Genomic DNA, 26,011 nt, shown 5'->3' on the forward strand with positions numbered 1-26,011 from the left:
CGCTTAGCGGTCCCTTAAGTGCGCCATAAAGATCCTCACCAACCGGCTTCCGGGGGCGAATTGGCTGTTCAGCGGGGCTAGCGTGCTTCTCGCAAGGCGGCATTGCGGGCCGCCGGCGCCGGTCACCGGGGGGCGGCGCCGGTGTCTGCGTTCCGACCCCCCACCTTCGACTGCCTCTTGCGACAGCTGCTTTCCCCCGCTGTTGTCCCCCACTGCTCGACGCACCTGATGAAGGAGACCCCCACCATGACCGCTCGTCGCAAGGCCACCGGGATCGCACTGGCCGGTATCGCCCCGCTGGCGCTCACCGTGCTCGCCGCGACTCCGGCTGCCGCGCACGGCTCGATGTCGGACCCGGTCAGCCGGGTGATGGCCTGTTACGCGGAGGGGCCGGAGAGCCCCAAGTCCGCGGCGTGCAAGGCGGCCGTGCAGGCCGGCGGGGCGCAGGCGTTCTACGACTGGAACGGGGTGCGGGACGGCAACGCCGGCGGCCGGTCCAAGGAGAAGATCCCGGACGGCAAGCTGTGCAGCGCCGGCAACGCCGAGTTCAAGGGCCTCGACCTGCCGCGCGCCGACTGGCCCGCGTCGAAGATGCGGGCCGGCAAGCACACCTTCCGCTACAAGGCCACCGCCCCGCACAAGGGTTCCTTCGAGCTCTACCTCACCAAGCCCGGCTACGACCCGCGCAAGCCGCTGAAGTGGTCGGACCTGGAGTCGAAGCCGTTCGCGAAGGTCACCGACCCGAGGCTGACGAACGGGGAGTACGTCTTCGACGGCACCGTCCCGCAGCGGTCCGGGCGGCACCTGATCTACAGCATCTGGCAGCGTTCGGACAGCCCCGAGGCGTTCTACACCTGCTCGGACGTGGTGTTCGGCAAGGACAGCGGCGGTACCCGGACCGCCACGGCACCCGCGCCGGCCGCCTCCGCGCCGACCGACGGCCAGCTCGCGGCGGGCGCGGACAAGTCCTCGATGGACATGAGCGCCCACGGCCACCACGGTGGCGGCAACGACGCGATGACGATGTCGGACCGGGCGGACGGGGCCGGTGCGGCGACCTCCGACCGTGGTGCGGCCGCCCCGAAGACCGACGGTAACGCCGCGCGGACGAACGGGGACGCCAAGCCGGTCAACGGGCAGCAGTTGGCCGAGACCGGTGGTGACTCCTCCACCGCCCCGCTGGCCATCGCTGGTGCGGCCGTGCTGGCCACCGGTGCCGGGGTGCTGTTCGCCACCACCCGTCGCAAGGCCGCCCGCCACCACGGCTGAGCCCCCACAAGCCCCCCACAGGCCCGGCTGACGCCGGGAGTGCCGCCGCCCCTCCACGCGTGGGGGCGGCGGCGCGCTGTCCTGGCGGCGTGCCGCGCTACGCGCCGTTCGGGGGCAGCGGTTCGATGACGTCGTTGGCGACGTGCTGGTAGATGAACGAGCTGCGGCAGTCCACCACTTCGCGGCGTTTGAAGATCTGGTCCATCAGGAGTGCGTGCAGCCGGTCGACGTCCGGGACGGCGACGTGGACGAGGAAGTCGTCGCCGCCCGCGACGACATAGACGCTGAGCACCTCGGGCAGCGAGGTCAGGAACTTCTTGAAGCGCTCGATGACCTCGCGGCCCAACGGGCGGATGCGGATGGCCAAGAGGGCCTGCACGGGGCGGTTGAGGGTGCGCAGGTCCACGGTGGCGCGGTAGCCGGTGATCACCCCTCGGGCGCGCAGGGCACGGACCCGCTCCAGACAGGTGGAGGGCGCGATGTTGAGCCTGCGGGCCAGTTCGCGGTTGGTCTGCCGTGCATCGCGCTGCAGTTCGCGGACAATCGCCGAATCAATGTCGTCCATGCGGACCATGGTGGCGCAGCCGCCGAATTTCGTTCGGTGAGAGCCCTTCTTGATCACGTGGACGGTTACCTTCGGCGGCTGTGACCGCACAACAGACTTCTCTTCCTGCTTCGACACGCTCGGATGTTCGGCGGCTCGGCATCGGCGGCGGTACCGCGTTGTGCGCCGGTGCGGTGCTCGGCCCCGGCGTGCTGACCCTGCCGTCGCTGGCCGCCGCGGCGGCCGGCCCGGCCTCGCTCCTGGCCTGGGTGGTGCTGCTGGCCATGTGCGTGCCGGTGGCCGCGTCGTTCGCGGCGCTCGGCGCGCGGTTCCCGGACGGCGGGGGCGTCGCGACGTACGTCCACCGGGCGATCGGTCCGCGGGCCGCGGCCGTGGTGGGCTGGTGGTTCTACGGGGCGGTGCCGATCGGCGTGGTCGCGGCGGCGTGGATCGGCGGGAAGTACGTGGCCGGCGCGGTCGGCTGGGGCGAGGCCGGTGCGGGCTGCGTCGCCGGGGTGGTGCTGGCCGGTTCGCTGGCCTCCAACGCGGTGGGGCTGCGGATGTCGGGCCGGGTGCAGCTGCTGCTCGGCGGTCTGCTGGCGGCGGTGCTGTTGTGCGCCGTGGTCGCGGCCGCCCCTCAGGTGTCGGCCGGGAATTTCACCCCGTTCCTGCCGGGTGGCTGGGCGTCCGTCGGGTCCGCGGCCTCGGTGCTGTTCTTCGCGTTCGCCGGATGGGAGGCCGCCAGCCATCTGGCGGGCGAATTCGCCGATCCGGTACGGGATCTGCCGCGGGTGACGCGCCGTACGCTGGCCGTGATCACGGTGCTGTATCTCGGGCTCGCGGGGACCACGATCGGGGCGCTGGGGCCGGACGCGGCCCGGACCGACACCCCGCTGACCGAGCTGCTGGCCCGCGGCGTGGGCTCCGCGGCCCGTCCGGTGGCCGCCGCGGCGGCGCTCTTCCTGACCTTCGGGGCGGTCAATGCGTATCTGGCCGGGGCCTCCCGGCTCGGGGCCGCGCTCGGCCGGGACGGGGCGGCGCCGCGCTGGCTGGCCAAGGGGGGCGCGCCGGGGCAGGTGCCGCGGCGTTCGCTGGCGGTGCTGGGGACGGCGGCCGTCGGCCTGGGCGTGGCGGCCGGCGCCGGGAACGCCGATCTGGACGTGCTGATGCGGGCCACCGCCACCTGTCTGGCGGCGGTGACCCTCGCCGGTCTGGCCGCCGCACTGGTGCTGCTGCCGCGTCGCACTCCCCTGTGGTGCGGCGTGGGCGCGAGCGCCGTGCTGACGGCCGCGGTCCTCGTCTTCTCCGGCCGGCTGCTGGTGATCCCGGTGGTCCTCGCCGGTGCCGCGCTCGGTTTCCTGACGCTGCGCCGGGCGCGGGCCCGCGGGCGGTGAGGGCGCTCAGCGGACGAGGCGGCGCAGCAGGCGGACGGAGCGGCTCCAGCGGGCGGGCCGGGCGACGCGGCCGGTACAGGCGCGTTCGGCGCGGTCCAGGCTGTCCTCCAGGGCCGCGTCGTGGAGGAGGCGGAAGGCCAGCGGCCAGCTGAGCCGGGCCGGGCCGCGAGCGCGCATGGCGAGGGTGTGGCGCAGCAGCGTGCGGTCGGGTCCGAGCGGGTGGACGGTGTACTCGTGGAAGCCGTCGAAGCCCCGCGGGCCGGTGAAGGTGAAGCGGACCCAGCGGCCCGGGACGTAGGCGGCGACGGTGTAGCGGACCGGGCCGTGGCCGCCGGCGGCGCCCGTCGCGAGCGGGCCGTCGAGCACCATCGGGGCCCAGTCGCGGCCCGGCCAGAGCCGGTCGCCGGTGCCGGACAGGCCGTCGATCAGCAGGCCGGCCTCGGCGTCGGGGACGGGCAGCACCCGCTCGTGCACGTTGTAGACACCCATCGGACGGCCTTTCCGTGAGGCGTGGGGCGCCGGTCCACGGGGCGACGCGGGCACAGCGCAGGGCGAACAGGTTTTGGAGGACCCCCTCCAATTAATATGGAGAGTACCCTCTAGAACATGGCCAGGCCACCCCGTTTCGAGATCTCGCAGCTCCTCGACGCCGCCGTACGGCTGGCCGCCGAGCACGGCCCCTCGGGCGTCACCATGTCCGCGGTCGCCCAGGCCGTCGGCGCCCCCAGCGGCTCGCTGTACCACCGTTTCGCCGGCCGCCCGGCACTCCTCGCCGAGGTGTGGCTGCGCACCGTCGAGGGCTTCCAGGAGGGCTATTTCGCGGCCCTGCGCTCGGGGGACGGGCCGCGCGCCGGAGGCCGGGCGGCCTCCCGGCACGTGGTCGCGTGGAGCCGTACGCACCCCCAGGAGGCCGCACTGCTCCTCTACGGGGCGCACGAGTTCGGCCGGGACGACTGGCCGGAGGAGCAGCTGCGCCGCGCGGACGAGGGGAACATGCGGGTCCGGGCGGCGGTGGCGGCGCTCGCGGGCGCGCTGGGGCTGCACGGCGAGCTGGGCCTGGAGCGGGTGTCGCTCGCCGTCGTCGACCTGCCGCTGTCCCTGGTGCGCCGCCATCTGCGCGGCGGGGAGCCGCTGCCCGCGCACGCCGAGGAGCTGGCCGAGCAGTGCACCGACGCCCTGCTGACCGCGGGCTGAGACCGCGCGCCTTCGGGGAAGGTATACGGCCCGGCCCCCGCGCGGGAGCGGGGGCCGGGCCGGCCGTCGTCAGCCGTTGAGGCAGGTGGTCCGGGTGGCGTGGGCCGGGTCGAGGGCGTTGGCCGTCTCGTGGAAGGCCACGGGGTCGGCGATCCCGATGGCGACGTGCTCGGAGAGGTCGACCGGGCACAGGTCCTGGAGCAGGACGTTGTGCACGTCGGGCCCGTCCAGGTAGCCGCTCCGGTAGGGCGTGACGACCTCGTCGTACTTGGTGGCGATCACGGTGTAGTGCACCCCGGGAACGGTGTCGCCGCCCGCGTTGAGGCGGTTGAGCACGTCCGAGCCGACGATCTGGTCGGTCAGCCCCGGGGTCAGCTTGCTCAGGTACTGCTTGGCACCGGGGAAGTGGTCCAGCAGGCGGGTCAGGCCGTCGAGATCGGTGCCGTGGTTGTCGGGAGCCAGCCCGACCAGCGCGTTCACCTTGCCGGCGCCACCGTGGAACTTCAGGTAGACCCGCGCCATCATGCCGCCCTGCGAGTGGCCGACGAGGTCCACCTTGTCCGTCCCGGTGGCGGCGAGCACCCGGTCGACGTAAGTGGCGAGCTGCCCGGCGGAGGCGTCGATCGGACCCAGGCCGTGGAAGAGCGGCACGCCGGGGAGCTGGCCGTAGTCCAGGGAGAAGACGCAGTAGCCGCGGGCCACCAAGTAGGGCGCGAGACCGAGCCAGTTGTCCACGGAGTTGCCGAGCGTGCCGTGCACCAGGACCACCGGCCGCGGGTGGGCGGCGGAGGGCTTGCAGGAGAAGTCGTTCCAGCCGCTGCGGACGGTGGGGGCGTCGGCAGCGGCGGCGGGAGCGGAGGCGAATCCGAGGGCGAGGGCGAGGGCGGGCAGCAGGGTGAGCGTTCGGGACCAGCGCAGCTTCATACGAGGCTCCTTGCGGGGGGTGTGAGGGGGTGAGGGACTCCGAAGTACTCGGTGAGCCGTTCACCTGCGATCCGGATCGCAAGGGCCAACGCAGTTGACTGGCAAGTAAGTTACGGCCGGGTAAGCAAGAAGGACCAGTCGTGTGACGGTGAAGGAAAACGCACACAACCTCCACTGGACGCACGGGGGTCGAACCTTCCGTTCCGTGCCGCCGCGCCCGCCGTGTCGGATACCTCACTCATGCGCCCGGTCCGGGCCGGTTGTCGGACCCGTCGCGTACCGTCGATACCGCGTTGACCAGGCAGGTGACGGAGGGGAGACACCCATGGAGACGACGGCGGACGGTGCGAGAACGGCGGGCGGCGCGGGGGCGGCGGACGGCGCGGGAACGGCGGACCTGACGGGCATCGCGGAGATCTCGTCGGAGGCGGAGCTGCGGGAGCTGATGGGCCACCCGAATTCCCACGCCGCCAACAAGACCCGCCACCGACTGCACGACCTCGACCGCCAGTGGCTGGCCCGCTCACCGTTCTGCGTGATAGCCACCTCGGACGCCGAGGGCCGGTGCGACGTCTCGCCCAAGGGCGACCCGGCGGGTTTCACCCTCGTCCTGGACGACACCACCCTCGTCATCCCCGACCGCCCCGGCAACAAGCGCATGGACGGCTTCGTGAACGTCCTCGCCAATCCGCACGTCGGGCTGAACTACGTCCTCCCGGGGCGCGGCGACACCCTGCGGATCAACGGCCGCGCCCGGCTGCTGCGGGACGCCCCGTTCTTCGACCGGCTCCTCGTCAAGGGCAACCGCCCGCGGCTGGCACTGCTGGTGGAGATCGAGGAGGTCTTCTACCACTGCTCCAAGGCGTTCCTGCGCTCGGAGTTGTGGCGGCCGGAGACCTGGGAGCCGGATGCGGTGCCCTCGCGGGCGCGGATCGTCAGGGGCGTCGAGGCCCAGGACAAGACGCTGGCGGAGCTGGAGGAGCACTACGGCCCGCGGTACGCCGAGCGGCTCTACGGCTAGGACGGTCCTTCGGACCGTCCCGGGCCCGTGGGCTCAGTGCCGGCCGGCGCCCGGGCCGGGGGGCTTGGCACCGTGCCCGGGCGGGGGTGTGCGGCGGGCGGCTCCGCCGAGGGTCGCCGCGGGGCGTACGGCGCCGGCGCCGAAGCGGGCCCGGGCCCGGTCGGCGGCCGCCTCGATGCGGTGGGCCTTGTCGTCGGACGGGTCGAAGCTCAGCTGCCGCGCGGCGAGTTCGGCGCGGCACAGGTCCTCGGCCCGCAGCGCCACGGACCGCACCCGGGCCCGCTGCAGCCCGAGCGCGGCGTGCAGCGCGTAGGCCGCCTCGGTCAGCGCCGGGCCGTGTGCGGTCGGTTCGGCGAGCCGGCGGGTGCGGGTCGTCGTGGAGCGGTCGGCGTAGCGGACGGTGAGGGTGAGCGCGCGGGCCACCTGCCCGGTCGTGCGCAGCCGGGCGCCCAGGTCGTCGGCGAGCGAGAGCAGCGCCCGGCGGCGCCGGTCCGGGTCCAACTCGTCGTGGCGGAAGCGGTGTTCGGCGCCCATCGAGCGGGCGGCGGCATTGGGCACCACCGGCGTCGGATCGATACCGCGGGCCCGTTCGTGGACGACCCGGCCGGTCCGGGCGCCGAGGATCCGCTGCAGGGTCCCGGGCGGTGCGGCGGCGATCCGGCCGACGCTGTCGAGTCCGTACGCGGAGAGCGCGCGGGCGGTCGCCGGGCCGACGCCGTGCAGCGCGGAGGCGGGCCGGCGGTCGAGGAAGGCGGTGACGGCCTCGGCCTCGTCGGGGACGCTCCGGATCCCGCCGGGCGCCGCGGCCTGCGCCGCCATCCGGGCGAGCAGCGGGTTGGCGCCGATCCCGATCGTGCACCGCACGCCGTGCCAGGCCAGTGCGCGCAGCCGGATCAGCTCGGCGATGCCCGCCGCGTCGCGGTCGAAGTAGCGCAGCGCACCGCGGACGTCCGCCAGCGCGGCGTCCGGCGGCAGCGCCTCGACCGTCGGCGTGAACTGCGCCAGCAGGCCGAGGAGTTGCTCGAACTGCCCGGCGCTCACGGGGGTGTCGTGGGCGTTGCGGAAGCGGACGTGGAGCATGCCGGGCGGCCGCGCGGCGCCCGGGGGCTGCGGCGGCGTGGTGCTTCTGCCGAAGGTCATCCCGCGCTCCCGGGACTCGCGTGCCACAACTTCCGCCCGGTGGCGGCGCGTTCACCCGGGGGTTGGAGGTCGGCCCACGGGTGCATCTCGTAGCCGGTCTCCAGCCGGATGGTGCGGCCCGGTCCGGTGCCGGCCGGTTCGGGCTCCGTCCCCTCGGCGGGGCCCTCTGTGGGCTCTTCGCCGGGGCCCGCACCGGCCGCCGCGTCCTGTCCGGCCGTGGGCCGGTCCGGCTCCGCGGCGAGCCGGGCGGCGACCGCCTCCAGGCCGCCCTCGCGGCGGAGTTCGGCCAGTTCGGCGAGGTTCCAGGCGGCGCTGCCCACCACGCTGAGGCTGCGCGGCCCGCGCCGCTGGACCGTGCCGCGGACCAGCAGCAGCCAGGAGTGGAAGACCGTGTGGGCGCACGCCTCGTGACTGTCGTCGAAGAAGGCGCAGTCGACCAGGCCGGTGCTGTCGTCGAGGGTGGTGAAGATGACCCGGCGACCGGAGCGGATCGGCGGGGTCTGGGTGGCCGCCTTGGCCCCGGCGACCAGCACCGTCTCGCCGTTCCTGGCGTTGCGCAGCAGCCGGGCCGGCAGCGCGCCCAGTTCGGTCAGGAACTCTCGGTGGTCGGCCATCAGATGGCGGGAGGCGTCCATGCCGAGGACGCCCAGCTCGGCGCTGAGCCGTTCGACGTCGCCGAGGTCGGGCAGTCCCGCGGGCTCGACGGGGTCGGCCCGCCGCTCCTCCAGGTCCGTGTCCAGCGACAGCTGGCCGCCGGTCGCCTGCCGTCCGTGGTGGTGCAGCTCGGAGACGTACAGCAGCAGGTCCCGGCGGTTCGCGCCGAAGGCGTCCAACGCGCCCACCCGGGCGAGGCGTTCGGCGATCGGGCGGGACGGCCGGGCGCGCTGCCACAGGTCCTGGAGGGAGTGGTAGGGCTGCCCGTCCGCGATCCGTTGCGCCTCGGCCTCGCCCATGCCGTGGACGTCGGAGAGTGCGAGCCGCAGCCCCCAGGTGTCCCCGGAACCCTCCCGACCGGACACCAGTTCGATCCGGTGGGTGACCGCCGAGCGGTTCACGTCCAGCGGCAGCACCGGCACCCCGCGCCGCCGGGCGTCCGCGAGCAGCAGCCGCTTGGGGTACATCCCCGGCTCGTGGGTGAGCAGCCCGGCGTAGAAGGCCGCGGGGTGGTGCGCCTTGAGCCAGGCGGACTGGTAGGTGGGCACCGCGAAGGCCACCGCGTGCGCCTTGCAGAAGCCGTACGAGCCGAAGGCCTCGACGATCTCCCAGGTCCGGGCGATCACCTCGGGTGCGTAGCCGCGCCGTTCGGCGCGCTGGGCGAACCAGGCGCGCACCCGGCCCTGCAGCTCCGGCTCGGACAGGGCGCGCCGCATCTCGTCCGCCTCGTCCCGGGCGCAGCCGGTCATGATCCGCAGCACCTCGATGACCTGCTCGTGGAAGACCACCACGCCGTAGGTCTCGCGCAGCGGCTCCGTCAGGTCCGGGTGCGGGTAGCGGACCGGTTTGCGGCCGTGCCGGGCCTCGATGAAGGGCCGGACCATGTCGGCGGCGACCGGGCCCGGACGGAACAGCGAGATGTCGACGACCAGGTCGTGGAAGGTGTCGGGCTGCAGCCGGCCGATCAGATCGCGCTGGCCCGGCGACTCGATCTGGAAGCAGCCGAGCGTCTCGGTCGAGCGGATCAGGTCGTAGGTCGCCGCGTCGCCGGGCGGCACCTGTGCGGGGTCGTCGAGGTCGAGCCGGCGGCCGGTGGCCCGGCCGATCTCGGCGACCGCGTGCGCCATCGCGGACTGCATGCGGACGCCCAGCACGTCGAGTTTGAGCAGCCCCATCTCCTCCACGTCGTCCTTGTCGAACTGGGACATCGCGAAGCCCTCGCCACTGGTCGGCACGACGGGTGTGCGGTCCAGCAGCGTGGCGTCGGAGAGCAGCACCCCGCACGGGTGCATGGCGATGCCGCGGGGCAGCGCGTCCAGCGCCTCGACCAGCTCCCACAGCCGTTCGCCGCCGGCCTCCCGGACCCCGCGCAGCTCCGGCAGCTCGGTCAGCGCGGCCCGGGCGTCGCGGGCGCGGATGTGCGGGAACGCCTTGGCGAGTTGGTCGACCCGCGCCGGGTCCATGCCCAGCGCGGCACCCACGTCCCGTACGGCGTGCCGGACGCGGTAGGTCTCGGGCATGGAGACCGTGGCGACCCGCTCGGCGCCGAAGCGGTCGAAGATCGCGCGGTAGACCTCCAGCCGGCGGGCGGACTCCACGTCGATGTCGATGTCCGGCAGCGCGGCCCGCCGCTCGGACAGGAAGCGCTCCATCAACAGCCCGTGTTCGACCGGGTCGGCGTGCGCGATGCCGAGGAGGTGGTTGACCAGGGACCCGGCGCCGGATCCGCGGGCCGCGACGCGGATGCCGCGCTGCCGGATGTCGTCGACGACCTGGGCGACGGTCAGGAAGTACGAGGGGTAGCCGAGCCGTTCGATCGTGCGCAGCTCGTCGTCCAGCCGGGCCCAGCGCACCCGGTCGCGGTCGTGGCCGCGCAGGACCATGCCGGCGGCGCAGCGGGAGCGCAGCACCCGGGCTGCGGTGCGGCGTTCCGCGCCGACCAGCCGGGGTTCGGGGAAGTGGATCCGGCCGAGTCCGATGTCGTCCTGGGGGTCGACGACGCACTCCCCCGCGGTCCGCTCGGTCATGGCGAGCAGTTGGTGGGCCAGACCGCGCCGGAAGCCGGCCGCCTCGGCGGTCCGCTCGGCGGCGCGGCCCATCGCGGCGGCGTCCTTGAGCCAGCGTTCGCCGCCGTCCCAGGACTCGGGGCGGTGCGGGTCCACCGGCACCAGGCGGCGGGCGGAGTCCAGGACGTCGGCGACCGGGCCCTGGCCGGGGTCGGCGTAGCGGACCGCGTTGCTCAGGACGGCACGGATGCCCTGGTCGACGGCGAAGCCGAGGGTGCGGGCGGCCAGCCGGGTGGAGCCGGGGCCGCTGCCGGGCCGGCCGTGGTCGACGACCTCCAGGCGCAGCGCCTCGCCGTACCGCTCGCGCCAGGGGGCGACGAGCCGGGCGGCGCGGTCCGGGCGGCCGGCGGCCAGCGCCCGGCCGATGTCGGAGTCCGGGCCGAGCAGCACGGTGAGTCCGTCCGCGGCGGATTCCAGGTCGCTCCAGGAGAGGACGGGCCGGTCGCCGCCGCCCGCGTGGGCGGCCGAGACCAGCCGGCACAGGGCGGCCCAGCCGGCCGCTCCGTCGCGGGCCAGGAAGACGGCGCGGGCGGCGGACTCGTCGATGAAGGCGCCGCCGCGCACCGGGGTGCGCCGGCGGGTGGTGGCCGAGGGCTCCGGGGTGTGCTCCGCGACGGCCAGTTCCGCGCCGAAGAGCGGGCGGATGCCGGCCTCCGCGGCGGCCCGGGCGAACCGTACGGCCCCGGAGAGGCCGTCCCGGTCGGTCAGCGCGAGGGCGTCCATCCCGCGTTCGGCGGCGCGCTCGGCCAGCCGCTCCGGGTGGGAGGCGCCGTAGCGCAGGGAGAACCCCGAAGCGGTGTGCAGATGCGTGAACCCGGGCATCCGCACCTCCTGCACCTCACCGCCCCCCGGCTGACCTTGTGTCCCTCGTTCCTCACCTCCACCATAACCCGCTCGTCGAACATTCGTACGAACAACACGCCGGGGCACCCCGGAAGATCGTCTTCGCGCCTCCGCCGTTCGGCCCAGCCGTTCTGCACCCACCTGCCACGGATCGCAAGATATGGGGGCAAAAGCCGTCTTCCGGCGGGCCTGCCGCCGGTGGGCGAACCTGCGGCGAGGAGTGACGGATGGCCACCACGGACGACGGCAGCCGCACCACCTTCCTCCGCGAGGTGCGGAGCGCGGTGACGCCGCACGCCTCGCTGCTGGTGCTCGGCGTCCTGGGCCTGATGATCGCGTTCATCACCTCGTACACCGGCGCCTTCCACCACCCGCGGCCGTCGGACGTACCGCTCGGCGTGGTGGCTCCCCCGCCCGCCGCCCGAAAAGTGGTGACGCAGCTGGACCGACTGCCCGGCTCCCCGCTGGATCCGCGCGCGCTGCGCTCCGAGCGCGTGGCCCGGCAGCAGCTCGCCGACCGGGCGATCGACGGGGCGCTGCTCGTCGATCCGCGCGGCACCACCGACCGGCTGCTGGTCGCGAGCGGCGGCGGCGCCTCCCTGTCACAGGCGGTCGAACTGGTCGTCCGCGCGGCCGAGAAGGCCCAGGGGCGCACCGTCCGGACGGTCGACGTCTCCCCGGCCGCGGCGGGCGACAGCCGCAGCCTGTCGTCCTTCTACCTGGTCGTCGGCTGGTGCGTCGGCGGCTATCTGTGCGCCGCGATCCTCGCGATCAGCGCCGGGGCGCGGCCGTCCAACGGGCACCGGGCCGTCATCCGGCTGGCCGCCCTCGCGCTGTACGCGATCGCCGCCGGACTGGCCGGCGCGATCGTCGTCGGCCCGGTCCTGGACGCACTGCCCGGCACCTTCGCCGGGCTGTGGGGTCTGGGCGCCCTGGTGGTCTTCGCGGTGGGCGCCACGACCCTGGCCTGCCAGGCCCTGCTGGGCATCATCGGCATCGGCCTGGCGATCCTGCTGATCGTCATCCTGGGCAATCCGAGCGCGGGCGGCGCCTACCCGTATCCGCTGCTGCCCCCGTTCTGGCACGCCATCGGCCCGGCCCTGCCCCCGGGCGCGGGCACCTGGGCGGCGCGCTCGCTCGCGTACTTCGACGGCGCCGCGGTGACCGGCCCGCTACTGGTGCTCGCCGCCTGGGCGGTGGGCGGCACGCTGCTCACGCTCCTGCTGTCGGTCTTCCTGACGAAGGACCGCCCGACGGACCGGCCCCCCGAGAACGAACGACCACCGGCCTGAACCACCGGGCGTCCGGCCCGGACGCACCGCTCACCCCCACCGCACGAAGGAGCAGCACCATGTCCCTCTCCACCGACCGGCTGACCCACCCCGCGGTGCGCGCACTGGTCACCGCCCTCAACGCCAACGACGAGCAGGCGTTCTTCGCCGCGCTCACCCCCGACGCGACGATGTCCGACGACGGGTCCGACCGCGACCTCCGGCAGTGGACCGACCGGGAGGTCTTCGGCTCGCGCGGGCACCTGGCGGTGCGGTCGCAGTCGGACGACGGGCTGTCCCTCGTGGCGGACTACCGCAACGACACCTGGGGGGAGATGCGGACCCGCTGGGAGTTCACGGTGACGGACGGGAAGGTGAGCCGGTTCGAGACCGGACAGGCCTGACGCACCGTCATTACCCTTCATTGCGCGGCCAGTTGACCTCGGTTACATGTGCGTGCCGCCGTCGATCCGGATCTCCGTGCCGGTGATGAACGCGCCGTCCTCCGAGGCGAGCATCGCGATCACGCCGGCGACCGTCTCCGGGCCCGCGAAGCCCTCGCCGAGGGCCGGGGCGAGCTTGGCGAAGAGCGACATGTCGGCGTCCTCGGGCAGACCCGGCCCGCGGCCGCTGGTCATCCCGCTGGCGATGGAGCCCGGCGCCACACACACCGCGCGCAGCCCCTGCTTGCCGTATTCGGCGGCGATCGCGTGCGTCATGGACTGGATGCCGCCCTTGCTCGCCGCGTACGCCGCCATGTAGGGGTGCGCGAACGAGGCCGAGGTGGAGCTGAAGTTGACCACGACCGGGGACGCGCCCTCCAGGAGGGCGGGCAGGGCCTCGCGGATCATCAGGAACGTGCCGGTCAGGTTGGTCGCGATGATCGCGTTGAAGAGCTCCAGGCCGGTCTCGTGGGTGTGCGCGGAGCGCAGGATGCCGGCCGCGTTGACCAGCACGTCCAGGCCGCCGAGGCCGTCCACCGCGGCGGCGACGCCGGAGCGGACCGCCGCCTCGTCGGCGATGTCCAGCACCGCGGTCCGCAGCCGGCCCGCGGCCCCGTCCGCGGCGGCCCGGGCGGCGGTGGCCTCCAGGCCCGCGGCGTCGACATCCGCCGCGACCACCCGGCCGCCCTCGGCGAGGATCCGGTGGACGGTGGCCTGCCCGATGCCGGAGCCGGCCCCGGTGATCAGGACCCGGCGTCCCTCGAAGCGGTTCATGGTGGTGCTCCCTTCGCGATGGCGACGATCGGCGCTGCGGCGATCGCCGTGCACGCTACGCCGTGGTGGCACGATGTGCCAAACACGCGCGGTGTGCCGATCTGTCGCCGCGCTCCGTAAGCTGAGCCCATGTCCGCCGAGTCCGTGCCCGCCGAACCCCGTCCCGCGGCGCCCGCCGCCCGCCCCTCGCTCACCGAGCGGCGCAAGGCCGCCACCCAGCTGGAGATCGCCCGCTGCGCGGCGGCGCTGTTCGCCGAGCGCGGCGCGGCGGTCACCGCCGAGGAGATCGCCCGCGCCTCCGGCGTCGCGCTGCGCACCTTCTACCGCTACTTCCGCACCAAGGAGGACGCGGTGGCGCCGCTGCTCTCCGTCGGGGTGCGGCAGTGGATCGACGACCTGGCCACCCCGCCGGCCGGGCCGGCGGCAGCCACGGTCCGCGAGGCGCTGGAGCTGGCCGCCCGCCGGGCACTGACGCCCGCCGACGAGCCGGCCGCGGAGGCGCTGCGCCGGACCCGCGGGCTGCTGCGGGCGATGCCGGGCGATCCGGCACTGCGCGCGGTCTGGCACCGGGTCCACCACGACGCCGAGGAGGCGCTGCGGCCGGTCCTGGCGCGGATGACGGGCGCGGACCCGCTTCAGGTACGGCTGGCCGCGGCCGCGGCGAACACCGCGATGCGGGTCGCGGTGGAGGAGTGGGCGGCACAGGACGGGCCGGTGGACGGGGCGCAGGGGCCCGCCGCGTTGGTGGCCCGCGGTATGCGGGCGCTGACGTCCGGACTGCCGGAGCTGGACGGGCCGCCGAACGGGCGGCCCGCGCCCGCGAATTGAGGGCGCCCGCGCCCCGGGATCGAGAGCGCCCGCGCCTCGATTGCGTACGAAAACGGTGCGGGTAAGGCGGCCCGCCGCCGACCGCCTGTTACCTCGAACGGCGGCCGAGGCCGTACGGAGGCGGCCTCCGGCCCCCCTCTTCGGCCATTCGGCGGAGATCGAAACCCTCCCGAACGACCGGTCGGCGGCCGGATTGCTTCCCTCCCGGTCATCGCGGCCCTTGCCCGCCGCACGATGCACGGGGCATCCCGGCTGGCCGCACCCCGCTTCCCGTACGCAAGCCCGAACCCCTCCCGTCAGGTTCGCGCCATTACTCTCAGCTTTCACTCAACGACTCAAAGCGATCGGCGAAGGACCGCTCAAGGTGCTTTCGGGATGTGTTTCGACCAAACTCCCGTCCGGTATCTGCACCTTCGAGCAAAGGAGTGTTCGTCATGCGGTACACCACTGGGGCGATCGCGCTCGGCACGGCGCTGGTCCTCGGCACGCTGGCCACCAGCGCACAAGCCGTCGCCGCCCCAGCACAGCCCGCGCGCAGCGGCGGTCTCTACGCACCGTCGGAACTGGTGCTGACGGTCGGCCAGGGCGACAGCCGGGCGACCGCCACGGTCCAGCGCGCGGTGTCCCTCAGCTGTATGCCGGTGGCCTCCGGCAGCCACCCGGCACCGAAGGCCGCCTGCGCCGAACTGCGGGCCGCGGCCGGTGACTTCAACACCGTCACCAGCCCCAAGTCGGACCGGCTGTGCACCAAGGAGTGGGCCCCGATCGTCGTCACCGCCGACGGCGTGTGGCAGGGCAAGCGGGTGTCGTACACCTACACCTACGCCAACTCCTGTGTGATGCGCGCCGGCCTGAGCTCGGTCTTCGAGTTCTGAGCGCCGCACCCAGGTCCCCGGGCACCGGTGGGTGGTGCCCGGGGACCGCCATGTGCGGGGACCGCCGGTGCATAGGCTCGGCCCATGACCGACATCGACGTCCCTTCCCCGCAGGTCTCTTCGGGCCGGGCCGGGGTCGCCGTGCTCTCCGACGTCCACGGTGTGCTGCCGGCCCTGGAGGCGGTGCTCGCCGAGCCGGACGTCCGCGCCGCCGGGCGGATCGTGCTGACCGGCGATCTGCTCGCCGGGCCGCTGCCCCGCGAGACCCTCGCCGCGCTGCGCTCCCTCGGGGAGCGCGCGGTGTGGGTCCGCGGCAACGCCGACCGGGAGCTGACCGCGGATCCGGCGGGCGGGGAAGAGGGCCCGCCGGACCCGGTGAGCGCCTGGGCGGCCGGCCAACTCGGCCCGGAGGAAAGGGAGTTCCTCCGGTCGCTGCCCACCTCCGTCACGCTGGAGGTGGCCGGGCTCGGCCCGGTCCTGTTCTGCCACGCCACGCCCCGGGACGACGAGGAGATGGTGCTCGTCGACTCGCGGCCCGAGCGCTGGGCCGAGGTGCTGGCGGAGCTGCCCGGCGCGGTGCGGACCGTGGTCTGCGGGCACACCCACATGCCGTACGTCCGGCTCACCCACGGGCGGCTGGTGGTCAATCCCGGCAGCGTCGGCATGCCGTACGGGAGGGCCGGTGCGCACTGGGCGCTGCTGGGGCCCGGTGGCGGCGCGGTCACCCTGCGGCACACCCCCTTCGACTACGACGCGGCCTGCGCCCGGATCGCCCGGGAATCGGGCTTTCCGTCGGCGGCCGACTGGGCGGATACGTACGTACGGGCCCGGGTTTCGGCCGAGGAGGCGCTGGCCGCGTTCGGGCCGGGCGACGGGCGGGCGGCGGGCTGATCCCGCGGCGCACCGGCCCCGGAACGCGTCCGGCGGCCGGTGCCCCGGGAACTGCCCGGGCGGGTCCTGGACCGCTGCCGCCGTCAGCCGATCTGCGCGCCGTAGGCCTTCAGGGCCTCCGGTACCGGCTGGAAGAAGGTCTCGCCGCCGCCGGAGCAGTCGCCGCTGCCGCCGGAGGTGAGGCCGATCGCGGACTCGCCGTCGAAGAGGGCGCCGCCGCTGTCACCGGGCTCGGCGCAGACGTCGGTCTGGATCAGCCCGTCGACCGTGCCCTCCTGGTAGTTGACGCTGGCGTTCAGCGCCTTGACGGTGCCGTCGTGGACCTGGGTGGTGCTGCCGCTGCGCTGGACCTTCTCGCCGACGGTCGCCTCGGCGGCCTTGGTGATCTTCTGGGTGCTGCCGTTGTAGAGGTCGACCTCGCTGGGGTGCTCGGTGTTCCCGGTGTACTTGGCGATGGAGAAGTCGTCGCCGGGGAACTTGGAGTCCTCGGTGGTCGCGATCTCCGAGCCGCCCTGCTTGTCCGACCAGCTCTTGACGGCGTTGCCGCAGTGGCCGGCCGTGAGGAAGTAGGGCTGGCCGTCCTTGACGACGTTGAAGCCGAGCGAGCAGCGGGCGCCGCTGCCCCAGATCGCGTCACCGCCACCGATGAAGGGCTTGAACTGCCCCTTGCTGTGCCGGAGTTCGACCTTGTCGCCGAGGTTCCGGGTGACCTCGGTGAGCCGGTCCAGCTTGCGGCCGGTGACCGTGCGGTCGGCGGTCACCACGACCTTGTTGCTGCGCGGGTCGAGGCCCCAGGCCGTGCCCGGGATGGTGGCCTTGGCCTTCAGCGTCTGCCGGGCCGCGTCGAGCTGGGCCAGGGTGTGCTTGACGAGTCTGGCCTCGGCGCCCTTGGCCCGGACGGCCTTGGCCGCCGTCTCGCTGACGACGTTGACGACCAGCTTCTTCGCCTGCGCGTCGTAGTACGCGCCGGCCGTGCCGGTCTTGAGCTGGGACGCGAGGGTGGTGGCCGCGGCGGAGGTCAGCCTGGCCACCGTGGGGGCGGTGGGGGCCGGGGACGCCTGGGCGTTGGCGAGGGTGACGGTGGCGGTGGCGGCGAGGGCGAGCGCTCCGGCACCTGCCAGAACGGCGCGCCTGTTGGGTATACGTCGGTGCTTCAACTCAGAGCCTCCCGTGGGGGGAAGGGCCCGGACTGTGGGGAGTCGCACGGGCCCGGAGAGTGAGGTCCGGCACGAACGGGGGCCGCCCCGCGGCGCAGCACCTCAGGGGAGTCGCGTTCATGCCAACGTGCGGAGCCGAGTATTCCCACCCGTCTCAGTCGTGCACAAGACCGAGTTCCGGTCTCACATACGGCCGTTCACGCTTTCGTCACATCGCGGTCACACCGATATCCGCGGACCACGCTCCTGAGTGCGGACATCAGGAGGGGTGCGCGTGATCCCGGGCGGATCCGTTTGTGAGGGTCCGCTCCGGCCGAAAAACGCCCCCGCCGGGGAACGGCGGGGGCAGGGGCGGGCGGACCGGCTCAGCGGAGGTCTTCCGGAAGGTCCACCGGCACGTCGGCGGACCGGTCCACCGGCAGATCGGCCGGCAGGTCGACGGGCAGGTCGGCCGGGTGCTCGGCGTTCGGGAGCACGTCCAGCCGCTCCTCGCCCGGCAGCGGCTCCTCCACGGCGGTCGCGCCGTCCGGGCGCGGCAGCCGCTCCCGCCCGTCCGCCGTCTCCGGCGGGCCGGCCGGGACCTGGCCCTGCTGCCCGGAGCGCTCCAGGAACCGCAGCAGCTCGACGGGGAACGGCAGGACGAGGGTGGAGTTCTTCTCGGCGGCGACCGCCACCACGGTCTGCAGCAGCCGCAGTTGCAGCGCGGCGGGCTGGTCGGACATCGCGGCCGCGGCCTCGGCCAGCTTCTTCGACGCCTGCAGCTCGGCATCGGCGTTGATCACCCGGGCCCGCCGGTCGCGGGTGGCCTCCGCCTGGCGGGCCATCGACCGCTTCATCGTCTCCGGCAGCGAGACGTCCTTGATCTCCACCCGGTCGACGGTCACGCCCCAGCCGATGGCCGGGCTGTCCATCATCAGCTCCAGGCCCTGGTTGAGCTTCTCGCGGTTCGACAGCAGGTCGTCCAGTTCGCTCTTGCCGATGATCGACCGGAGGGAGGTCTGGGCCATCTGGGAGACCGCGAAGCGGTAGTCCTCGACCCGGATGACCGCGTCGGCGGCGTCCACGACCTTGAAGTAGACCACCGCGTCGACCCGGACCGTGACGTTGTCGCGGGTGATGCCCTCCTGGGCGGGCACCGGCATCGTGACGATCTGCATGTTGACCTTACGCATCCGGTCGATGGCCGGGATGATCATGGTGAAGCCCGGCTGCCGGACGGCGGAGGTCAGCTTGCCCAGCCGGAGGACCACACCGCGTTCGTACTGCCTGACCACCCGTGCCGCCGCCATGAAATACACCGCGCCGGCGCATGCCAGTCCCACTCCGGCCGTCACCAGTTCTTCGACCATCACGGCCCCCTGAGGTGTGCCGTATACCGTCCGTGTTCGGGCTGCTTTTCCATGGTATGCCCGGTCCCGGAAGCCGGTCGAGGCGCGGGGGCGGGGGTACCGGCCGGGTCCCCGTCCGCCGGCTGACGGGGGCCCGGCCGGCGTCAGCCGGTCAGTAGACGCTCACGCCGTACGCGCTGAGCGCCTCGGTGACGGGCTGGAAGAACGTGGTGCCACCGGACGTGCAGTCGCCGCTGCCGCCGGAGGTCAGGCCCAGGGCGGTGCTTCCGGAGTAGAGCGGGCCGCCGCTGTCGCCGGGTTCGGCGCAGACGGTGGTCTGGATGAGTCCGGAGACGATGTCGCCGCCGCCGTAGTTGACGGTGGCGTTCAGGGCGGTGACCTTGCCGCTGTGGATGCCGGTGGTGGAGCCGCGGCGGGTGACGGACTGGCCGACGCTGGGGGTGCCGGCGCTGGTGATGTCCTGGCTACCGACGGTGCCCGGGTGCGACAGGGACGTGTTGGTGTACTTCACGATGCCGTAGTCGTTGCCGGGGAAGCTGGTGCCGGTCGTCGGGCCGATGCTGGTGGTGTCCGAGGAGTTGGTGTACCACGGCGGCTTGCCCTCGGTGCAGTGACCGGCCGTCAGGAAGTAGTAGGTGCTGCCGCTGCGGACGTTGAAGCCCAGCGAGCAGCGCCAGCTCGGTGCGTAGATGGCGTCGCCGCCGGCGATGAACTTGCGGAAGGTGCCGGCGGTCCGGTCGATGCGGAGCGCTCCGGCGTTGGCGCCGGCGGCCCGCTGGATCTTCGCGATCTCCGCCCGGGAGACGGTGCGGTCGGCCGTGACGACCAGGGTGTGGGTCGCGGGGTCGACCCGCCAGGCGGTGCCGGCGACGTCCGCCGCGCGGACCGCGTCACCGGCCGCGGTGAGCCGGGCCGCGCTGAACGTCTGGGCGGGTGCGGGGTTCTGGGCGCTGGCGGTCGGGACGGCGATGGCTCCGACGGCCACCAGTCCGGACGCCACGGCGATCAGCCGGGTGCGTCTCGCCACGCCGCTGCGGGGGGTGGTGCGCTCGTTCCTCACTGATTCCTCCGAGGGGATCGGGGGGCCGCCGGTGGGCAGCCCGGTGAGGCGCAGCCGAAGGGCACGCGGAATCCGCACGTTCGTTTTTGCGTGCCCCTGACAAGCGCTGAGCGGGAGTCTCCGGCGCACCACCCCTCAAGCGCAAGAGGGCTTCACGCATGTCTCCGGCCGGAAACCTCGCCGACACATGTCAACACCGCGCCCCGGCAGCGGAGTTGACGGCTGCCGGGGCGCGGGGTGACCCCCTCGGTCGATGCGGGGACGGGTCAGCGGACGGTGGGGTTCCGCTCCCCTGCGCGCAGCGCGATCGACAGGGTGTTGCCGGGCGGCGGGAAGGGGCACAGGAAGTGGTCGGCGAGCGCGCACGGCGGCAGCACGATCCGGTTGAGGTCGACCGTGACGGTGCCGTCCTCGGCGGGCGCGGGCGGCCGCAGGAAGCGGAAGCGGTAGCTGTCGGTGCCGCTGGTGGCGTCGGCGAGCACCGCCCACAGCGAGCCGTCGCCCTCGACCGCGACCTGCAGGGTGTGCTCGTCCCCGTCGAGGCCGAAGGCGAGCTCCCCGGCCAGCCCGAGGCCCCGCCGCTGCCCGTCGGCGTTGCGCACCTGGATCGTGCGGCCCTGCGCGTACGGCCGGAAGAAACCCGGCCGCACCCAGCGCTCGTCGTACTCGTACACGTCGATCCCGGCGAACGACCGGCGGGCCTCGGACCGCGGGTCGAAGTCGCGCACCGCCCACCGGCCGTCGCGGCGCAGCACCAGCAGGTGCCGCTCGCCGAACGTCACCCGCGTGGCCCCGGGGTCCGCGTCCGGGCCGAGCCGGGTCTCGCCGGCGGCCGGCTTGCCGTCGACGGTGAGCCCGTCGTCCGGCCCGGCCCGCAGCACGAGCGCGTCGTCCTGCGCGGTCCAGTGGCCCGGCAGGCCCTCGATCCGACCGTCGGGGTGGTCGGCCGGCCAGTGGGTGCCGACCAGGGCGAGCGGGCCGTACGGCCCGGTGAGCGCGGCGCGGCGCCGCTCGCGCCAGTCCTGCCACTCCTCGTGTGCGTCGGTGCTCATGCGGTGGGTCCCCTTCCTGCGGCGCGGCCGGGCTGCGGCGGCAGCCCCAGGCGGGAGCGCAGCGTCGTGCCGGTGTATTCCGTGCGGAAGACCCCGCGCTCCTGGAGGAGGGGTACCACCCGGTCGACGAACGGGTCGAGACCGCCCGGCGTCAGATGCGGCACCAGGATGAACCCGTCGGCCGCGTCGGTCTGCACGAAGGCGTCCATCTGCGCCGCGACGTCCTCCGGAGTGCCGATGAAGGACTGCCGGCCGGTGGTCTCGATCACCGTCTCGCGCAGGGAGAGCCCCTTGGCCCGGGACAGCGCCCGCCACTTGTCGGCGATCGCCTTGGGGTCGGCGATCCGGACCCGGCCCTGGGCCAGCTCGCTGCCGGGGTCCGGATCGACATCCGGCAGCGGGCCGTCGGGGTCGTACCCGGAGAGGTCCACGCCCCAGATCTGTTCCGCCGCGAGCAGCGCGTTCTGCGGGGAGACCTGCTGCCGGCGGATCTCGGCGGCACGTTCCTGGGCCTCGGCGGCGGTGTCACCGAGGACGAAGGTGACCCCCGGCATGATCGCGAGGTGGTCCGGCTGCCTGCCGTACGCCGCGAGCCGGCGTTTGACGTCGGCGTAGAAGGCCCGGCCGGCTTCGAGGCCGCTGTGTAGAAGCTCAGCGGCGGACTGGACTCGGCGCCCACGCCGATCCGCAGACCACCGGTCCGGCGCACCCGGGCGGGCACCAGCGCGGCGCTCTTCGGGTCCTTGACGCCGTGGACGCGGTGCTGGTCCGGGCCGATGTCGAGGGTGGTGCCGTGGGCGCCGGTGACGGTGTTCCCGGCGTCACCGCCGCTGCCGGCGGCCGCGCCGCCGCAGGCGGTGAGCAGCACGGAGCCGGCGGCGAGGGTGAGGGCGGCGGTCCGGGTGCGGCGGTGCAACGGATGTCTCCTCATGTTCACAGGACCTTGGAAAGGAAGGACGTGGTGCGCGCGTGGCGCGGGTGGTCGAGGACCTGGCCGGGCGGGCCCTGTTCGACGATCCGTCCGCCGTCCATGAAGACGACGGTGTCGGCGACCTCGCGGGCGAAGCCGATCTCATGGGTGACGACGATCATGGTGGTGCCCTGGTGCGCCAGGTCCTTGATGACGTCGAGGACCTCGCCGACCAGCTCCGGGTCGAGTGCGGAGGTCGGCTCGTCGAAGAGCAGCAGCTTCGGTTCGAGGGCGAGCGCCCGGGCGATGGCGACCCGCTGCTGCTGGCCGCCGGAGAGCTGCTTGGGGTAGGCGTCCGCCTTGTCGGCGAGCCCGACCCGGTCGAGCAGCGCCCGGGCGGCCGCCTCGGCGTCCTTCTTCGGGCGGCGCAGTGCGGAGACCGGGGCCTCGGTGATGTTCGCCAGCACGGTCAGGTGCGGGAAGAGGTGGAAGTTCTGGAAGACGAAGCCGATTCCGGTGCGCTGCTTGAGGATCTCGCGTTCGCGCAGCTCGTGGAGTTTGTTGCCGGAACGCCGGTACCCGACCAGCGACCCGTCCACGCTCACCGAGCCGCTGTCGACCTTCTCCAGGTGGTTGATGGTGCGCAGCAGGGTGGACTTGCCGGAGCCGGACGGGCCGAGGACGACGGTGACCTCGCCGGCCCGGACGGTCAGGTCCACGCCCTTGAGGACCTGGAGCGGGCCGTAGCTCTTGTGGACCGAGCGGACGTCGACCATCGCGGTCTGCGTGCTCATCGGGTGGCTCCCTTGGCGAAGTGGCGTTCCACGTAGTGCTGGAGGACGGAGAGCACGGTGGTGAGGAGGACGTACCAGGCGGTGGCGACCATCAGCAGGGGCACGACCCTGCCGTTCCGTCCGTAGATGACCTGGACCTGGTAGAGGAGCTCGCCGATCGCCATGACGGAGACGATCGAGGTGCCCTTGAAGAGGGAGATGACCTCGTTGGTGGCGTTGGGCAGGATCGAGCGCGCCGCCTGCGGCAGCACGATGCGGCGCAGCTGCCGCAGCCGGGGGATGCCGAGCGCGGCGGCCGCCTCCAGCTGTCCGCCGTCCACCGCGAGCACCCCGCCGCGCACGATCTCGGCGGCGTACGCGGTCTGGTGCAGCGCCAGCCCCAGCACCGCCGCGCCCATCGCCCCGACCAGGCCCATGGTGTCGAAGTGGCCCTGAGGACCGTCTCCGCGGTGAAGAACTGGGCGAACACCGGCCATTCCCACGCCGGGTTGGTGACCAGTCCGTGCGCGAACTGCCCGAACAGCACGGCGGTCACCGCGATCGCGGCCCAGCGCCAGGGGTGGCGTACGGGGACGACCTTCAGGGCGGCCGGATCGTCGGCGTCCGGTGGTCCGGCCCGCTCGGTGGCGGTCAGCCGGGCGGGTGGGTCAGTGGTCAAGGGCATGGGTGTCCTCGGGGGTGGGTGCGGTGCCGGAGGCGGGGACGGGCGTGGGGACGGGGGTGGGCCGGGCGGCCCGGTCGCGGAGGAAGGCGAGCAGCACCCGCGCGGTGGCGTCGTTCTGCCGGAAGGCGGGGGCGTTGGTCCGGGGCCGGGAGAACGCACCGCCGGCCCGGGCGTCGGTGTGCGGGCCGAGGGCGAACCGGCGCGGGTGCGGGAGGCCGGCGCGGTCCAGGATCCGGCCGTCGGCGGGGTCGACCGCCAGCAGCCCGGCCGGGGTCGCGGCCGCGCCCTCGGCGTACAGGGAACGCAGCAGGGTGTCGCGGGTGTGCGCCACGGTCGGTTCCGGCAGCCGGGCCTCGACCAGCGCCCGGGCCGTCACCGACTCCCCCGGCACGCTGGGGCTTTCGGCGCGGAACACCCCGCGCCGCTCGTCGGCGGTGACGGTGGTGTCCGCGCCGAGGAAGCGCACCACACCGGCCCGGGAGAGCGCGAGCAGCTGGCGCAGCCGCGGTCCCGGCGGGCCGGAGGCGAGGTAGCTGAAGAAGCCGTGCCACCAGGGCCCGCGGTCGCCGAGCCGGACCAGCTGGCCGTAGACCGACAGCAGCGCGAGGAAGACCGCGAGGTCGGGGCTGTGCGCGGGGTCGTGGCGGCGGGCGAGGTCGGCCTCGATGTAGCCGCGCAGTCCTTCCTGCAGCGCCTCGGCGTCGGGGTAGCGCAGGCCGGCCAGCGGATGGTCCAGCGCGTGCAGGTCGAGCCGGTCGGCGGGGTCCGGGACGGCCGCGCCGACCAGGGCCTGGAGGGCGGCGCTGCCCGGGTCGGCGGCGGCGTACTTCTCCTCGAAGTCGGGCCAGGCCATCCGGGTGCGGTCGGCGTGCGCGGTGAACAGCCGGTGGTAGTGGGCGAAGCCCAGCTCCTTGTCGATCAGCGGCCAGACGTCGCGCCGGAAGTCGATGCCGTCCTTCCCGGGCCGGGCGAGCAGCGCGTCCACCTGGGCGGGCCCGAAGAACCGCGGCAGCGGCGGCCGTTCACCGCTCGGCGGGTAGCCGATCTTGGAGTGGTACGGGACGCCGCGCCGCGAACCGACGTGCAGGACGGGCTCGCGCCCCGAGGGCCGGTAGGTCAGCCGCCCGTCGGCGCCGGTGGTGTACGTACCGCCGCGGCCCTCGGTCAGCAGCACCATCAGGTCGATGAAGGCCAGCCCGAAACCGCGCACCAGCACCGGTTCACCGGGCCCGAGGACGCTCAGATCGCTGTCGGCGGTGAAGGCGGGCGGCAGGTGCGTCAGCCCGTGCCGGGCCGCGAATTCGGCCAACTCGGCCTGTTCAGGCGGCAGTTCGGCGTCGAGGTGGCCGAGGGCGAGGACCACGAGGTCGGCGAGCAGCGGGGCCGGGCGGCCGGCCAGCCACACCTGCTGCCGGCCGTCGCGCGAGCCGGAGACCCGTACGGCGGTGCCCCGGTGCTCGTGGACGGTGACGGTGGGCGGCAGCGCGGCCACCGACCGCTCGTACACCCAGCGCAGATACGCGCCCTGCCGCTGCCGGCTCAGGAACGCCTGCCCGTCGGCCCCGGTCCACTCGGCGAGCGTGGGCCCGGGCCGGACCGGGCCCGCCTGCTCCACCGTCTCGTCGGTGAACATGGTGACGTCCTCGGCCGTGGAGTTCATCCACAGCAGCGGCGACTGGTCGTGGCGCCAGATGCGGCCGCCACCGGGCGGGTGCGGATCGACGAGGTGGATGTCCAGGGGCCGGTCGCCGTACAGCTCGGGGAGGTTGGCGGCCAGCCGCTCCAGGACGCCGGTTCCGCGCGGGCCGGCCCCGACGATGACGAGGGAGGCGTTCACCGCGCACCGGCCGTACCGCGGGCGTAGTGCCGCTCGACGAAGAACTGGCCGGCGCCGAGCACGGAGGTGACCACGATGTACCAGAGCGTGGCGACCAGCAGCAGCGGGATGACCTGATAGGTGCGGTGGTAGACCAGCTGCACGGAGTACAGCAGGTCCTGGACGGCGATGACGCTGACGATGGAGGTGCCCTTGAGGGTGCCGATCAGCATGTTGCCGGCCGGCGGCACGATCGCCCGCATGGCCTGCGGCAGCACGATCCGGCGCAGCCGCCGCCAGGCCCCCAGCCCCAGCGACTGGGCGGCCTCCAGCTGTCCTTTGTCGACCGAGAGGATGCCGCCGCGGACCACTTCGGCGGCGTAGGCGGCCTCGTGCAGGGTCAGCCCGATGACCGCGATGGCGACCGGGCCGAGCAGGTCGACGGTCTTGACGCCGAGGATCGTCGGGTAGAGCGCCCCGATGTTGAACCAGAACAGCAGCTGCACCAGGATCGGCATCGACCGGAAGAGCCAGACGTAGCCCCAACTGACGCCGCGCAGCACGGGGTTGTCCGACAGCCGCATCGCCGCGAGCAGCGTGCCCAGCGCGAAGCCGAGCACCATGACGGCCACGGTCAGCCAGAGCGTCAGCCCCAGGCCGCGCAGGACGGCGGTGGTGAGGAAGTAGTCGGCGACCACGTCCCATTGGAAGGCGTCGTTGCGGACGACGGAGACGAGGGCCAGCGCCAGCAGGGCGAGGACGACGGCGGCCGCGGCCCGCCGGCCGGTGCGCCGGCGCGGCACGATCCGCAGCGCGGCGGGGTCCGGGGCGTCGGGTGGTGCCGCGGCGGGTGGGGCCGGGGCGTCGAGGGTGTCGGAAACGGGGTCGACCAAAGGCATGGCGAAGGCTCCGTGGATGCCGAGAGCGAGCACGGGCTCCGGCGCCTTCACACGAACGAGCGGGCCGCGCCCCTCAGCACGACCGGCTCTTGAGGCTATGGCGTCAACACGCCTGGTTGTCAAGGCTGTCCGCACTGTGAGCCATGGATCACGTGGCGGTTGACGCGGAAACGGATGCC

General features: G+C 73.8%; 22 protein-coding genes and 2 pseudogenes. 9 read left to right on the forward strand and 15 right to left on the reverse strand.

What is annotated here, in order from left to right; all coding sequences use genetic code 11:
• Window positions 1-246 precede the first annotated feature (246 nt).
• Window positions 247-1,269: a lytic polysaccharide monooxygenase gene (locus tag V2J85_RS26515; RefSeq protein WP_261952318.1), complete on the forward strand. Its 1,023-nt coding sequence runs from the start codon at window positions 247-249 to the stop codon at window positions 1,267-1,269.
• A 97-nt stretch (window positions 1,270-1,366) separates the two neighbouring features.
• Here the strand turns inward: V2J85_RS26515 and V2J85_RS26520 are convergent, their stop codons facing one another.
• On the reverse strand, window positions 1,367-1,834 hold the full coding sequence (locus V2J85_RS26520; protein ID WP_261952317.1) for an Lrp/AsnC family transcriptional regulator: 468 nt from the start codon (window positions 1,832-1,834) through the stop codon (window positions 1,367-1,369).
• Window positions 1,835-1,914: 80 nt separating this feature from the next.
• Between V2J85_RS26520 and V2J85_RS26525 the strand changes: the two genes are divergently transcribed.
• Window positions 1,915-3,207 carry an APC family permease gene (locus V2J85_RS26525; RefSeq protein WP_330822961.1) on the forward strand — a complete coding sequence of 431 codons (1,293 nt, stop codon included), beginning with the start codon at window positions 1,915-1,917 and terminating at the stop codon, window positions 3,205-3,207.
• Window positions 3,208-3,213: 6 nt separating this feature from the next.
• On the opposite strand, the gene V2J85_RS26530 is transcribed toward V2J85_RS26525, so the two are convergent.
• The gene (locus V2J85_RS26530; RefSeq protein ID WP_261952315.1) at window positions 3,214-3,696 is read right to left on the reverse strand and encodes an SRPBCC family protein; all 483 of its coding nucleotides are present in this window, start codon (window positions 3,694-3,696) and stop codon (window positions 3,214-3,216) included.
• A 117-nt stretch (window positions 3,697-3,813) separates the two neighbouring features.
• Between V2J85_RS26530 and V2J85_RS26535 the strand changes: the two genes are divergently transcribed.
• On the forward strand, window positions 3,814-4,401 hold the full coding sequence (locus V2J85_RS26535; RefSeq protein ID WP_261952314.1) for a TetR/AcrR family transcriptional regulator: 588 nt from the start codon (window positions 3,814-3,816) through the stop codon (window positions 4,399-4,401).
• 69 nt (window positions 4,402-4,470) lie between these two features.
• On the opposite strand, the gene V2J85_RS26540 is transcribed toward V2J85_RS26535, so the two are convergent.
• Complete coding sequence (locus tag V2J85_RS26540; protein WP_330822962.1) at window positions 4,471-5,325, reverse strand: esterase/lipase family protein; 855 nt, start codon at window positions 5,323-5,325, stop codon at window positions 4,471-4,473.
• 325 nt (window positions 5,326-5,650) lie between these two features.
• Between V2J85_RS26540 and V2J85_RS26545 the strand changes: the two genes are divergently transcribed.
• Entirely contained in the window at window positions 5,651-6,346 is a 696-nt protein-coding gene (locus tag V2J85_RS26545) for a pyridoxamine 5'-phosphate oxidase family protein (protein WP_261952312.1), read from the forward strand.
• Window positions 6,347-6,379: 33 nt separating this feature from the next.
• Here V2J85_RS26545 and V2J85_RS26550 read toward each other — a convergent pair whose 3' ends face one another.
• On the reverse strand, window positions 6,380-7,486 hold the full coding sequence (locus V2J85_RS26550) for a DNA polymerase Y family protein (RefSeq protein WP_330822964.1): 1,107 nt from the start codon (window positions 7,484-7,486) through the stop codon (window positions 6,380-6,382).
• A complete protein-coding gene (locus V2J85_RS26555; RefSeq protein ID WP_330822965.1) occupies window positions 7,483-11,028 on the reverse strand; it encodes a DNA polymerase III subunit alpha in 3,546 nt (1,181 codons plus the stop codon). Before V2J85_RS26555 ends, V2J85_RS26550 begins: the two co-directional genes overlap by 4 nt.
• 248 nt (window positions 11,029-11,276) lie before the next feature.
• Between V2J85_RS26555 and V2J85_RS26560 the strand changes: the two genes are divergently transcribed.
• Together V2J85_RS26560 and V2J85_RS26565 are read left to right on the forward strand one after the other, a co-directional pair.
• The gene (locus V2J85_RS26560; protein WP_261952309.1) at window positions 11,277-12,341 is read left to right on the forward strand and encodes a DUF3533 domain-containing protein; all 1,065 of its coding nucleotides are present in this window, start codon (window positions 11,277-11,279) and stop codon (window positions 12,339-12,341) included.
• Between the two features lie 59 nt (window positions 12,342-12,400).
• Window positions 12,401-12,724, forward strand: coding sequence for a nuclear transport factor 2 family protein (locus V2J85_RS26565; protein WP_330822966.1), 324 nt, complete (start codon window positions 12,401-12,403; stop codon window positions 12,722-12,724).
• Between the two features lie 42 nt (window positions 12,725-12,766).
• On the opposite strand, the gene V2J85_RS26570 is transcribed toward V2J85_RS26565, so the two are convergent.
• Window positions 12,767-13,537 carry an SDR family NAD(P)-dependent oxidoreductase gene (locus tag V2J85_RS26570; protein ID WP_261952307.1) on the reverse strand — a complete coding sequence of 257 codons (771 nt, stop codon included), beginning with the start codon at window positions 13,535-13,537 and terminating at the stop codon, window positions 12,767-12,769.
• 129 nt (window positions 13,538-13,666) lie between these two features.
• On the opposite strand from V2J85_RS26570, the gene V2J85_RS26575 reads away from it, so the two are divergent.
• The 3 genes from V2J85_RS26575 to V2J85_RS26585 all read left to right on the forward strand — a co-directional run bounded on the left by V2J85_RS26575 (window position 13,667) and on the right by V2J85_RS26585 (window position 16,131).
• The gene (locus tag V2J85_RS26575) at window positions 13,667-14,365 is read left to right on the forward strand and encodes a TetR/AcrR family transcriptional regulator (protein WP_330822967.1); all 699 of its coding nucleotides are present in this window, start codon (window positions 13,667-13,669) and stop codon (window positions 14,363-14,365) included.
• A 434-nt stretch (window positions 14,366-14,799) separates the two neighbouring features.
• The gene (locus tag V2J85_RS26580; RefSeq protein WP_261952305.1) at window positions 14,800-15,240 is read left to right on the forward strand and encodes a subtilase-type protease inhibitor; all 441 of its coding nucleotides are present in this window, start codon (window positions 14,800-14,802) and stop codon (window positions 15,238-15,240) included.
• Window positions 15,241-15,324: 84 nt separating this feature from the next.
• Window positions 15,325-16,131 (forward strand): metallophosphoesterase family protein, encoded by an 807-nt coding sequence (locus tag V2J85_RS26585; protein ID WP_330822969.1) that lies wholly within the window; start codon window positions 15,325-15,327, stop codon window positions 16,129-16,131.
• Window positions 16,132-16,214: 83 nt separating this feature from the next.
• Here V2J85_RS26585 and V2J85_RS26590 read toward each other — a convergent pair whose 3' ends face one another.
• From V2J85_RS26590 to V2J85_RS26630, 9 genes and pseudogenes are all read right to left on the reverse strand, one after another.
• Window positions 16,215-17,288, reverse strand: coding sequence for a S1 family peptidase (locus V2J85_RS26590; protein ID WP_261952303.1), 1,074 nt, complete (start codon window positions 17,286-17,288; stop codon window positions 16,215-16,217).
• Window positions 17,289-17,653: 365 nt separating this feature from the next.
• The gene (locus V2J85_RS26595; protein WP_261952302.1) at window positions 17,654-18,637 is read right to left on the reverse strand and encodes a slipin family protein; all 984 of its coding nucleotides are present in this window, start codon (window positions 18,635-18,637) and stop codon (window positions 17,654-17,656) included.
• A 151-nt stretch (window positions 18,638-18,788) separates the two neighbouring features.
• Window positions 18,789-19,697 carry a S1 family peptidase gene (locus V2J85_RS26600; protein WP_330822971.1) on the reverse strand — a complete coding sequence of 303 codons (909 nt, stop codon included), beginning with the start codon at window positions 19,695-19,697 and terminating at the stop codon, window positions 18,789-18,791.
• A gap of 266 nt (window positions 19,698-19,963) precedes the next feature.
• Window positions 19,964-20,749, reverse strand: coding sequence for a DUF1684 domain-containing protein (locus V2J85_RS26605; RefSeq protein ID WP_261952300.1), 786 nt, complete (start codon window positions 20,747-20,749; stop codon window positions 19,964-19,966).
• Window positions 20,746-21,411 (reverse strand): annotated as a pseudogene (locus V2J85_RS26610) (LLM class flavin-dependent oxidoreductase); the annotation flags it as partial. The gene V2J85_RS26605 and the pseudogene V2J85_RS26610, both read right to left, overlap by 4 nt.
• A 271-nt stretch (window positions 21,412-21,682) precedes the next feature.
• Window positions 21,683-22,453: an amino acid ABC transporter ATP-binding protein gene (locus V2J85_RS26615; protein ID WP_330822973.1), complete on the reverse strand. Its 771-nt coding sequence runs from the start codon at window positions 22,451-22,453 to the stop codon at window positions 21,683-21,685.
• Window positions 22,450-23,117: pseudogene (locus tag V2J85_RS26620) on the reverse strand (amino acid ABC transporter permease). Before V2J85_RS26620 ends, V2J85_RS26615 begins: the two are co-directional and overlap by 4 nt.
• On the reverse strand, window positions 23,101-24,954 hold the full coding sequence (locus V2J85_RS26625; protein WP_330822974.1) for an FAD/NAD(P)-binding protein: 1,854 nt from the start codon (window positions 24,952-24,954) through the stop codon (window positions 23,101-23,103). The pseudogene V2J85_RS26620 and the gene V2J85_RS26625 overlap by 17 nt, the downstream one beginning before the upstream one ends.
• Window positions 24,951-25,832 (reverse strand): amino acid ABC transporter permease, encoded by an 882-nt coding sequence (locus tag V2J85_RS26630; RefSeq protein WP_330822975.1) that lies wholly within the window; start codon window positions 25,830-25,832, stop codon window positions 24,951-24,953. The genes V2J85_RS26625 and V2J85_RS26630 overlap by 4 nt, the downstream gene beginning before the upstream one ends.
• Window positions 25,833-26,011 lie beyond the last annotated feature (179 nt).

Source organism: Streptomyces bugieae (assembly GCF_036352915.1).
GTDB lineage: Bacteria > Actinomycetota > Actinomycetes > Streptomycetales > Streptomycetaceae > Streptomyces > Streptomyces endophytica.

Excerpts from the sequence above, each read along its gene's own strand:
- V2J85_RS26515 (WP_261952318.1), top strand. The coding sequence starts at position 247 with ATGACCGCTCGTCGCAAGGCCACCGGGATCGCACTGGCCGGTATCGCC.
- V2J85_RS26520 (WP_261952317.1), bottom strand. The coding sequence starts at position 1,834 with ATGGACGACATTGATTCGGCGATTGTCCGCGAACTGCAGCGCGATGCA.
- V2J85_RS26530 (WP_261952315.1), bottom strand. The coding sequence starts at position 3,696 with ATGGGTGTCTACAACGTGCACGAGCGGGTGCTGCCCGTCCCCGACGCC.
- V2J85_RS26535 (WP_261952314.1), top strand. The coding sequence starts at position 3,814 with ATGGCCAGGCCACCCCGTTTCGAGATCTCGCAGCTCCTCGACGCCGCC.
- V2J85_RS26540 (WP_330822962.1), bottom strand. The coding sequence starts at position 5,325 with ATGAAGCTGCGCTGGTCCCGAACGCTCACCCTGCTGCCCGCCCTCGCC.
- V2J85_RS26545 (WP_261952312.1), top strand. The coding sequence starts at position 5,651 with ATGGAGACGACGGCGGACGGTGCGAGAACGGCGGGCGGCGCGGGGGCG.
- V2J85_RS26550 (WP_330822964.1), bottom strand. The coding sequence starts at position 7,486 with ATGACCTTCGGCAGAAGCACCACGCCGCCGCAGCCCCCGGGCGCCGCG.
- V2J85_RS26555 (WP_330822965.1), bottom strand. The coding sequence starts at position 11,028 with ATGCCCGGGTTCACGCATCTGCACACCGCTTCGGGGTTCTCCCTGCGC.
- V2J85_RS26560 (WP_261952309.1), top strand. The coding sequence starts at position 11,277 with ATGGCCACCACGGACGACGGCAGCCGCACCACCTTCCTCCGCGAGGTG.
- V2J85_RS26565 (WP_330822966.1), top strand. The coding sequence starts at position 12,401 with ATGTCCCTCTCCACCGACCGGCTGACCCACCCCGCGGTGCGCGCACTG.
- V2J85_RS26570 (WP_261952307.1), bottom strand. The coding sequence starts at position 13,537 with ATGAACCGCTTCGAGGGACGCCGGGTCCTGATCACCGGGGCCGGCTCC.
- V2J85_RS26575 (WP_330822967.1), top strand. The coding sequence starts at position 13,667 with ATGTCCGCCGAGTCCGTGCCCGCCGAACCCCGTCCCGCGGCGCCCGCC.
- V2J85_RS26580 (WP_261952305.1), top strand. The coding sequence starts at position 14,800 with ATGCGGTACACCACTGGGGCGATCGCGCTCGGCACGGCGCTGGTCCTC.
- V2J85_RS26585 (WP_330822969.1), top strand. The coding sequence starts at position 15,325 with ATGACCGACATCGACGTCCCTTCCCCGCAGGTCTCTTCGGGCCGGGCC.
- V2J85_RS26595 (WP_261952302.1), bottom strand. The coding sequence starts at position 18,637 with ATGGTCGAAGAACTGGTGACGGCCGGAGTGGGACTGGCATGCGCCGGC.
- V2J85_RS26605 (WP_261952300.1), bottom strand. The coding sequence starts at position 20,749 with ATGAGCACCGACGCACACGAGGAGTGGCAGGACTGGCGCGAGCGGCGC.
- V2J85_RS26615 (WP_330822973.1), bottom strand. The coding sequence starts at position 22,453 with ATGAGCACGCAGACCGCGATGGTCGACGTCCGCTCGGTCCACAAGAGC.
- V2J85_RS26630 (WP_330822975.1), bottom strand. The coding sequence starts at position 25,832 with ATGCCTTTGGTCGACCCCGTTTCCGACACCCTCGACGCCCCGGCCCCA.